Origin of the sequence: Erythrobacter sp. CCH5-A1, assembly GCF_001557115.1 — a bacterium.
GTDB lineage: Bacteria > Pseudomonadota > Alphaproteobacteria > Sphingomonadales > Sphingomonadaceae > Erythrobacter.
On sequence record NZ_LSKQ01000252.1, the window covers coordinates 18,582 to 27,735 of the forward strand.

7 protein-coding genes, 1 tRNA gene and 1 pseudogene are annotated in these 9,154 nt (G+C 70.0%); 2 read left to right on the forward strand and 7 right to left on the reverse strand.

Going from position 1 to position 9,154, the window contains the following annotated elements:
- Nucleotides 1-5: 5 nt before the first annotated feature.
- The 4 genes from AX708_RS15530 to AX708_RS15545 form a co-directional block, all read right to left on the reverse strand.
- On the reverse strand, nt 6-2,297 hold the full coding sequence (locus AX708_RS15530; RefSeq protein WP_066526214.1) for a fused MFS/spermidine synthase: 2,292 nt from the start codon (nt 2,295-2,297) through the stop codon (nt 6-8).
- 154 nt (nt 2,298-2,451) lie between these two features.
- A complete protein-coding gene (locus tag AX708_RS15535) occupies nt 2,452-3,189 on the reverse strand; it encodes a sensor histidine kinase (RefSeq protein WP_066526212.1) in 738 nt (245 codons plus the stop codon).
- A gap of 21 nt (nt 3,190-3,210) precedes the next feature.
- On the reverse strand, nt 3,211-5,424 hold the full coding sequence (locus AX708_RS15540) for a two-component regulator propeller domain-containing protein (RefSeq protein WP_066526211.1): 2,214 nt from the start codon (nt 5,422-5,424) through the stop codon (nt 3,211-3,213).
- 10 nt (nt 5,425-5,434) lie between these two features.
- The gene (locus AX708_RS15545) at nt 5,435-6,076 is read right to left on the reverse strand and encodes a response regulator transcription factor (RefSeq protein ID WP_066526209.1); all 642 of its coding nucleotides are present in this window, start codon (nt 6,074-6,076) and stop codon (nt 5,435-5,437) included.
- 275 nt (nt 6,077-6,351) lie between these two features.
- Here AX708_RS15545 and AX708_RS15550 point away from each other — a divergent pair, with 275 nt between their 5' ends.
- Together AX708_RS15550 and AX708_RS15555 are read left to right on the forward strand one after the other, a co-directional pair.
- A complete protein-coding gene (locus tag AX708_RS15550; protein WP_197426410.1) occupies nt 6,352-7,182 on the forward strand; it encodes an alpha/beta fold hydrolase in 831 nt (276 codons plus the stop codon).
- A 39-nt stretch (nt 7,183-7,221) separates the two neighbouring features.
- Nucleotides 7,222-7,875 (forward strand): DUF1275 family protein, encoded by a 654-nt coding sequence (locus AX708_RS15555; RefSeq protein ID WP_066526205.1) that lies wholly within the window; start codon nt 7,222-7,224, stop codon nt 7,873-7,875.
- On the opposite strand, the gene AX708_RS15560 is transcribed toward AX708_RS15555, so the two are convergent.
- The 3 genes and pseudogenes from AX708_RS15560 to AX708_RS20960 all read right to left on the reverse strand — a co-directional run.
- Nucleotides 7,872-8,276 (reverse strand): hypothetical protein, encoded by a 405-nt coding sequence (locus AX708_RS15560; protein ID WP_066526202.1) that lies wholly within the window; start codon nt 8,274-8,276, stop codon nt 7,872-7,874. The two genes, AX708_RS15555 and AX708_RS15560, sit on opposite strands and share 4 nt — an antisense overlap.
- 96 nt (nt 8,277-8,372) lie before the next feature.
- Nucleotides 8,373-8,459, reverse strand: a tRNA-Leu gene (locus tag AX708_RS15565).
- 123 nt (nt 8,460-8,582) lie between these two features.
- A pseudogene (locus AX708_RS20960) lies at nt 8,583-9,154 on the reverse strand (thioredoxin); the annotation flags it as partial.

Consider the following 9,154-nt stretch of genomic DNA (forward strand, 5'->3'; position numbering starts at 1 on the left):
GCGCCTCACCAGCCGAGCTTGCGGCGCAGCGGATCGAGGATGTTCGAGAAGTCGTCGGTCCAGGTCCGGAAATCGGCCGGCACGCGGGTCCTCGTCCACTCGGGATCCTGCGCGATGCTGCCCACGTCCGCCGGCCGGCGCGCCACCACCGCGACTTCGACCGGGGCCTTCAGCGTTGCCATGAAGTCGCCCGTGGTCTCCGGATCGTCCTTGCGGTGCCAGGTCGTGAGTCCCGCATCGCGCGCCGAGGCCGCCACGACGTGGCTGAGCACCATGTTGCGGTTCGAGATGTTGAAGATCAGCATCCCGCCCGGCGCCAGCTTTGATGCATACATCGCCACGGCTTCCTTGGTGATGAGATGCACCGGGGGCGAGGAGGAAGAGAAGGCGTCGAGCATGATGAGATCATAGCCGCCCGGCTCGTCCGCCAGCGTCAGCCGCCCGTCACCCACGATCGTGCGCGCGCCCGGCGTGCATTCGCTGAACGAGCGGAACACTCGGCTGTCGCGCGCGATGCGCACCACTTCCGGGTCGATCTCGAAGAAGTCCCAGGTCTCGTCAGCTTGTGCATGGCAGGCGAGCGAACCCATGCCGAGCCCGACCACCGCGACCTTGCCGAGCTTGCCGCCCTGAACCGTGCGCGCCTGCTCGATCGCCTGATGATAGGCGCCGCCGAAGTGGAAATAGCTCGCCGGTTCCGGCCGCGCGGTCAGCGGGCTGCCTGCCGCATCGGCGACGCGCTCGGCCCCGTGGAGGACATTGCCGTGCTGGAGGAAGCGGCCCTGGCCGTTCGGGGTCTCGAAGATCGAATGCACCGCGAAGAAGGAACGCGTGCGCTCGACCATCTGCGCCGGGGTTGCGACCATCACCGCCACCGCCATCGCGGTGACCGCGGCGGTCAGCAGACGGGCGGGGCGCGCATGGGAGAAGACGGTCAGCACCACGGCGACGATGAAGACCGTGATGACCGCCTGCCCCGGGAAGCTGTCCTGATTGAGCAGCCCGCGGTCGGCGAGGAGGAAGGGCACCATCGCAGCAGCAAGCCCGGCGAAGGCCCACAGCGGGTTCGCCTTGGCGAGCCAGCCCCGCACGTCGGCGCGGCACAGCAGCACCGCCACCACCAGCAGCGGGAATTCCAGCAGCCCCTCGAACACCAGCGGCGCGGCGAGCGAGGCGAGCGCACCGCCGATCACGCCGCCCAGCGACATGAAGAAGTAGAACTGGGTGAGATGCGCCACCCCCGGCCGGCGGGCGTAGAGCTCGCGGTGGCACAGGATCACGCTCACCGTGAAGAAGGCGAGGTTGAGCGCGAGGAGCGCGTAGAACGGCACGCTGCGGATGAAGGGCAGGCTCGCGATGATCGCGGCGAGCAGCGCCGGCTGGGCGCGCCGCAGGACCGCGTGAAGCCGCTCGCCCCCTTCGCGGAAGGCGACCGAGAAGGTCACGAGGTAGAGCGCCAGCGGCGCGACCCACATCAGCGGCACCGCGGCCACTTCGTTGGTGACATGCGTAGTGGTGGCGACCAGCAGCGCCGAGGGCACCAGCGACAGGCCGATCCAGCCCAGGCGGTCCCTGAGGGTGACCGGCGCGGCGCTGTCCGCGCTTGCCGCGAGGTTGCGTGCCGTGACGCGCGAGGCGTCAGCGCGCAAGAACAGCGCAGCTGCCGCGATGCTCACGAGCAGCGCGCCGAAGCCCGCGCTCCACAGCGCGGACTGCCCGGCGAGCGGCAGGGTCTGCTCGATCACCAGCGGATAGGACAGCAGCGCCAGCAGCGAGCCGATGTTGGAGGCGCCGTAGAGGAAATAGGGATCGTTGGCATGGGGGTGCCCGGTGCGGGCAAACCACGCCTGCAGCAGCGGGCCATTGGCCGAGACCGCGAAGAAGGGGAGGCCCACCGAGACCGTGAACACCCCGATCAGCCACAGCGCCTGTCCGTGCTCGGGCGGCGTGCCCCAGCCTTGCCCAAAGGCGATCGGCAGTCCGGCGATCAGCACCACCACCATCAGCGCCAGATGGACCACCGCCGCCGCGCGCGCATCCAGCCAGCGGGTCAGGCCGTGGGCATAGGCATAGCCCGCCAGCAGCACCGACTGGAAGAACACCATCGCCACCGACCACACCGCCGGCGTCCCGCCCAGAACCGGCATCACCATCTTCGTGAACATCGGTTGCACGCCGAACAGCAGGAAGGCCGAAAGGAAGATCGTGAGCGTGTAGACCGGCAGAGCGAGCTGGCTGGCGCGGCCTGCGCCGGTCCAGCCGGACAGGCCCGTCCGGGCGTTGATCGTGGTCGTCATGGTGGATTCGTGCCCCGTGGATACTTGATCTTGTATCATCGCCTATGGGGCCAATCGCTAAGACCGGGTTAAGCATGACGGGACTTTTTGTAATGCTCTCTGTTCTACGTAAACATTGATATATAACGAGATTCGCAGGTTTGTGTCTTGGCAATTAGTTAACGCGCAGCGGCCGCCGAGCGGGGCGGGCATAGGCGAGGCGTGCCGGGATCAGCAGTTCCACCACCGTGCCGAAGCCGCTCGCGCTTTCGATCACGAAGCGCCCGCCCAGCGCCTCGATCCGCTCCTTCATGCCCACGAGGCCGAAATGGCCCGGAGCGGCGCCTTGGGCGATGACATCCTCGCCCATGCCGATCCCGTTGTCGCGGACATGCGCCACGAAGCTCCAGCGTCCGAACCGCACGCCGATCTCGATGCGGCTCGCGCGGGAGTGCGCGGCGGCATTGCCGAGCGCCTCGCCCAGCACCGCGAGCAGATCATCGACGATGCCGGGCGCGACCGGGCGCGGGGTGCCCGCGATCACCAGCGGCGCGATGCGGTCCTGCGGGAAGATCGGGTTGCCGGCGAGCCGTGCCAGCTCCTCTGGAAAATCGCCGACCCGCCGGGTGCGCAGCTCGGTCACCCGTTCGCGCCCCTCGACCAGCACCTCCTCGGCGCGTTCGAGCGCGGGCTGGACGATGGCCTGCACCTCGGGGTCGTCCCCCAGCCGGTCGGCGACCGCCTGGAAGCGCAGGATCAGGCCCTGCACGCCCTGGATCATCGTGTCGTGCAATTCGCGCGCGATCCGCTCGCGCTCGCCGGTGCGCACCAGCATCCGCATCCGGCTGGAGAGCTGCCGGATCCGCATCGTGTAGGCGAGGTAGAGCCCGCCCAGCACGCCGAGCACCGCCATGGCGCGGAACCACCAGGTCTGTCAGAACGCGCGGGCGATGGTGAAATCGAGCACCGCAGGCTGCGGGCTCCACACCCCGTCGGCATTGGCGGCGATGAGTTCGAAGCGGTAATCGCCCGGCCCCAGCCCGGAGAAACTGGCGCTGCGCCGCGCGCCGGCCTCGATCCATTCGCCGGTGCTGCCGTCCCCGACCAGCCGGTAGCGGAAGTGCACGCGGCCCGGCACGGCGAGGTTGGTGGCGGTGTATTCGATGGCGAGCGCAGTGGTCTGCGCGGGCAGGCGCATGCCGGGCGCGGCGGGCAGGCTCTCCTGCCCGAAGGCGAGCGCGCGGATCATCCGATCGGGCGGGCGGGTATCGGGGGCAAGGCGCGCGGGATCGATCATCTGCACCGTGTCGCGCGTCGCGAACCAGATCCGCCCGTCACCCCCGGCGACGATCTGCGTGCCGGCGGATTTCTGCGCGAAGCTCGTCATCCCGTCGCGGAAATCGAACAGGCGGTAGGGGACGGGGGCGCCAGGGTTCGCCAGCGCGCGGGCGAGATCGTCGGTCTTCAGGCGCACCACGCCGAGATCGCCGATCGTCCAGGTCTCGCCCGCCGGGGTCTGGACGAGGCCGTTGATCGAGCTCGCCCAGGGGTAGCGGCTCGAGGGCAGCGCGGGGCTTCCCGGCAGCAAGGGCGCGGCCAGCCCCGCCGCGCCGCTGGTGTAGAGCGTGGCGGCGCCGGGCAGCAGGCCCTCGACCCCGTCGCTCGGGACAGCGCTGTCGGTCAGCGCGGTGAAGGCGGCGTCGGGCGCCGGGGCTCCCCCACGGAAATGCACCGCCGCGCGGCCATCGGCCATGATGGCGACGTTGCCCGGGATATGCGCCTTGCCATCGACCCCGGGCCAGCTGCGCGCCCTGCCGCCTTCGAGCACGAACAGCCCCTTCTGGAGCGCCGGAAGCCACAGCCGGCCTGCGGCATCCTCGCCGCAGGAATTGGCCGCGAAGCTATCGGGCAGCGGAATGGACCCCGCGATCCCCCCGACCTCCCAGCGCAGCGCGCGCCCGCGCAGCACGATCCAGATGCCCGCGCCGCCGCGCGCCGGGCAGATCGCCTCGATCAGCAGCGGCGAGGCCCAGGCGGCACGCGGATCGGCGCCGCTTGCGACAGTGAAGAGCGTCCGGTCGTTGGCGATGTAGACTGTGCCCGACCTGTCGGCGGCGAGCATGTGGTTGGTCGCCGGGTCCGCAGGCACGCCCCGCGCCGGACTGACGGGCACGCGGCGCACCATGTTGAGGCCCATCTCGCCGCCGATCCACACGTTGCCCTCGCGGTCCTCGAACACCGCGCGCACCGGATCGGCGAGGAGGCCATTGGCGCGGGTCAGGTGCGCTTCGCTGCGCTTGGGCGAGGCGGGGCCCGCAAAGCGGAACACCCCGTCGCTCCAGGTCGCGATCCACAGGTCGCCGTGGCGGTCGAACAGGCTGCGGATGCCGAAGGGAGTGGGGAAGGCGGGGCCGCCTTCGATCAGCGCGCCGTTGCGGGCAATGGCGCGGGTCTGCTCCTTCTCGGTCAGCCAGATCGTCCCGTCGCTTGCCTCGGCAAGGGTTGCGCGCGGGAGCGTGGCGATGCCGGTCGGCACGAAGCGGTCGCGCCCCGGCTCCTTGCGAAAGACCATGTCCTCGCCGGTCAGCCACAGCGTGCCGTCGCGGGCGAAGAGCGGGTTCCAGACCGGCTTTTCGGGGAGGCCCGAGGCGGCGCTGAACTCGGTCCAGCGGCCCTTGTAAAAGCGGGCGAGCGACTTGGTCCCGCGCCCGCCGCGCGTCACCCAGATCGCCCCGTCGGGCCCCTCTGCAATGTCGTTCACCTCGCGCGAGGGGTTGGGCATGCCGGCAGGGCTGAGCTTGCCGCCGCGCCACACCATCATCCCCTTGCGGCGCGCGAGGCCGATCCACAGCGTCCCGTCGCGCGCCGCCAGCAGCCGGGCGACGACGATGCGGCCCGGATCGGTGGGGGCCGGGCCGATACGCTCGAAGGTGAGGCCGTCGAAGCGGAACAAGCCGTCGACCCCGCCGACCCACAGGAAGCCGTCGCGCGTCTGTGTGATCGCGTTGATCCGTCCGGGCGAGCCTTCCTCGAGCGACCAGTGGTGGAGCTTGTAGCCTTCGAGCGGCATCAGCGCCGCAGTCTCCAGACGCACGGGTGCGGCGCCGGTCATCGGCGCGAGCAGCGCCAGCAGCAGCGCGGCGCACAAGATCCGCGTCCTAAAGCTCAATGATGCCCCGCTTGGCCGCGGTCGTCACCGCATGGGTGCGGTCGGAGACCTGGAGCTTGGCGAAGATCGACTTGATGTTCGATTTCACCGTCTCCTCCCCCACCCCCAGCCGCCAGGCGATCTGCTTGTTGGGGTGCCCGCCGGCGATCAGCTGGAGCACTTCGATCTCGCGCAGGGAGAGCGGCTCGTGGATCGCGTGGAGCGCGATGTCCTGCGCGACCTCGGCGTGGAGGTGGCGCTGGCCCTTGTGCACCGCGCGGATCGCGCCGAGCAGCTCGCGCCTGAGGCTGCTCTTCAAGAGGAACCCCGCCGCTCCCGCGCGCATCGCCGCGAGCGCCTTGGCATCGCCCGCATAGGTGGTGAGCACGATCACCCGCGCATCGGGATGGTCGGCACGGATCGCCGCGATCGCCTCGACCCCATTGAGGTCGGGCATCTGCAGGTCCATCAGCACCACATCGGGGCGCAGGGCGGCATATTGCGCGATCGCCTCGCGGCCTGAGGTCGCCTCGCCCGCGACCGCCATGTCGGTCTGCAGTTCGATGATCGCCGCCACGCCTTCGCGTAGGATCGGATGGTCGTCGACGATCAGCACCCGGATATGCGGGGCATCAGGCGCGGTGGCGGACATGCGGTGCGGCGCTCCCCTGTTGGCGCGACCCGGTGGAGATTACGCCGTGATACCATGATTGTGCCGGTTTCGGGACACCCGAAAGCGGATGAACCCTGCCCCCCGTTCGGGTGTATCCCCCGACGCGTCCCCGCCCCATCTTGCGCGGCGAGCCAAGGGGAACCGCAATGGACCGCCGCCAATTCATCGCCGCCAGTGCCGCCGCGGGCACGCTTGCCGCCATGCCGGTGTCCCTCGCCGCCGCACCCCACACACCCGATTCAGGAGAACGCAGGATGGGTACGATCACCACCAAGGACGGCACCGAGATCTTCTACAAGGACTGGGGCCCGAAGGACGCGCAGCCGATCGTCTTCCACCACGGCTGGCCCTTGACCGCCGACGACTGGGACAACCAGATGATGTTCTTCCTGCTGGAAGGCTTCCGCGTCATCGCCCACGACCGGCGCGGGCACGGCCGCTCGACCCAGACCGACACCGGCAACGAGATGGACACCTACGCCGCCGATGTCGCCGCGCTGACCGATCATCTCGATCTGAAGGGCGCGGTGCATGTCGGCCACTCGACCGGCGGGGGCGAGGTCACGCGCTATGTCGCGCGCGCCAAGCCCGGCCGCGTCAGCAAGGCGGTGATCATCGGCGCGGTGCCGCCGATCATGCTCGACACCCCCGCCTACCCGGGCGGGCTGCCGATGGCGGTGTTCGACGGTTTCCGCACCGCGCACGTGGCGAACCGCGCGCAGTTCTTCCGCGATATTCCCGAAGGCCCCTTCTACGGCTTCAACCGCCCGGGCGCGAAGGTCAGCCAGGGGCTGATCGACAACTGGTTCCGGCAGGGCATGATGGGCGGCACCAAGGCGCATTACGATTGCATCAAGGCCTTCTCGGAAACCGATTTCACCGAGGATCTCAAGGCAATCACCGTGCCGGTGCTGATCCAGCACGGCGATGACGACCAGATCGTGCCGATCGCCCATTCGGCCGAACTGGCGATCAAGCTGCTCAAGAACGGCACGCTGAAGGTCTATCCGGGGCTCCCCCACGGCATGGCCTCGACCCATCCCGAGGTGATCAACCCCGATATCCTCGCCTTCATCCGGGGCTGACGACTGCCGCTTCGGCCCGTTTATGCCGATGATGCCCCGATGACTCCGGCGCCTGCCCCCCTGTCGCTGCGCACCCCCGCCGCGCTCGTGCGGCTGCTGCTGGTGCTTTCGGCGACGACGGGGATGGTCGACGCGGCGAGCTTCCTCGGCATGGAGCGGGCCTTTGCTGCCAACGTGACCGGCAATCTCGTGCTTGCCGCGCTCGCGGCGACGGACGCGCCGGGGTTTGCGCTGCTGCCCTGCCTCGCCGCGCTCGCCGCCTTTGCGGCGGGAGCGGCGCTGGCGGGGCGGATCGGCACGCGCGCCGGGCGGCCCGGCCACGGGCTGGTGAACGCCGCGGTGATCGAGAGCGCGCTGCTGATCCTCGCCGGACTGCTGGCGCTCGCACTCGCGAAGGCGGGCGCATTGCCGGGGCGCGGGGTGTTCGGGCTGATCGCGCTGGCGGCGGGAGCGGCGGGGTTCCGCATCGCTGTGGTGCGACGGCTCGGGCTCCCCGACCTTCTCTCCCCCCTTGGTGCGGGCGCGAGCCTGCGGGTGCGCCTCGCCGCGCTGGCGATGTTCCTCGCCGGTGCCGGGGCGGGCGCTGCGCTGGTGCTGACCGCCGGTCTCGGCCCGAGCCTGCTCGCCGCTGGTGCGGTCGTACTGACTGCAACCGCCCTGTTCGTGCGCCTCCCGCAGATCAGCGAGGGCTAACCCGCGATCACCGTCACGAAGCGGCGCGCCACCCAGCCTGACCGGCACGGGCCGGCATAGGGTGCGCGGCGCGCCATCGAGGTGGCAAGGCCGCAGTCTACGCCTGCCGTGGGGTCGGCATAGACCACGCCCATCCACTTCCCGTCGGCGCTGTCGTCACACAGGATGAGCTCGCGGCCGGGTTTCAGCTTGTCGAGCATGCGCGCCTTGACCGAGGGCGCGGCGCGCACGGCGACAAAGCCGTCACCCCCTTTGCGCAAGGGGATGATCACGCCGATGCTCGGGCAGGCGTCGAGTTCGGGCTCTCCGCCGACCATCACCGGGCGGGCGGCGGGTGCCTGCGCCGTCACCGGCATGGCAGCGGCGAGCAGGGCGGCGGCAAGACAAGTGGCGCGCGTCATCGCCCCGATCCTACGCCGGACCGGCCCGCGCAGGCAAGCGCCGCAGCGCCCGCCCGCCGGCTGTCCTTGCCCGCTATGCCTGAAGGGAGAGAAAAGTGGTGCGGTCGAGAAGACTCGAACTTCCACGGGCTTTCGCCCACAACGACCTCAACGTTGCGCGTCTACCAGTTCCGCCACGACCGCACTCGGGGTTTGCCGGGGCAGCCAAAGCGCTGGCCCCGCGGTAGGAGGGCGCCCCTAGCAAGGGGTCTGGCCGCGTGCAAGCACTTTGACGCGTACCCGCAAAACCCCGCCGACAGGAGCGGGTCAGTGGTGCGCCCAGCCGATCGCGGCGCCTGCGGCACCGGCGGGAATGTCGGCGATCGCCTCGGTCACGGTGACGGTCTCGCCGGGCGCGAGGCGGCGCTTGGAGGGCACCACTTCCCAATCGCCGATCGGCCGGTCGCGCCGGTCGGAGAAGACCACCAGCAGCTTGGGCACATCGAGACTCTCGCTCGCGGTGTTGCTGATCGTACCGCGCACCTGGAAGATTTCCTGCCCGTTCTCGAGCGTTTCCTTCTTCTGCTCGGTTTTGGGGAAATCGAGCTTCAGCCCCGGCCGGCCGATCCCGAAGGTCGGGCGCTGGAGCGGGAGCCATTCGGGCAGGCCGTAGTAGTTGACCGCGACCGCCGTGCCCCCCGCGAGAGCCGCGAAAATCACCGCGGCCAGCGTCCACATCCGCAGCGGGTTGCGCCGCCGGGTGAAGGGCGCGCGGTAATCGAACTGCGAGCCGCCTTCGTCCTCGCCGTCATCATCATCGGCATAGGGCGTGTCGTCGCCGAGCGGCGGGTCGGTGTAGTCGTCCTCGTCGCCGGGCGGGTCGGGGAACACCGGAAGGG

Excerpts from the sequence above, each read along its gene's own strand:
- AX708_RS15530 (WP_066526214.1), bottom strand. The coding sequence starts at position 2,297 with ATGACGACCACGATCAACGCCCGGACGGGCCTGTCCGGCTGGACCGGC.
- AX708_RS15535 (WP_066526212.1), bottom strand. The coding sequence starts at position 3,189 with ATGGCGGTGCTCGGCGTGCTGGGCGGGCTCTACCTCGCCTACACGATG.
- AX708_RS15555 (WP_066526205.1), top strand. The coding sequence starts at position 7,222 with ATGACTCCGGCGCCTGCCCCCCTGTCGCTGCGCACCCCCGCCGCGCTC.
- AX708_RS15550 (WP_197426410.1), top strand. The coding sequence starts at position 6,352 with ATGGGTACGATCACCACCAAGGACGGCACCGAGATCTTCTACAAGGAC.
- AX708_RS15560 (WP_066526202.1), bottom strand. The coding sequence starts at position 8,276 with ATGACGCGCGCCACTTGTCTTGCCGCCGCCCTGCTCGCCGCTGCCATG.
- AX708_RS15545 (WP_066526209.1), bottom strand. The coding sequence starts at position 6,076 with ATGTCCGCCACCGCGCCTGATGCCCCGCATATCCGGGTGCTGATCGTC.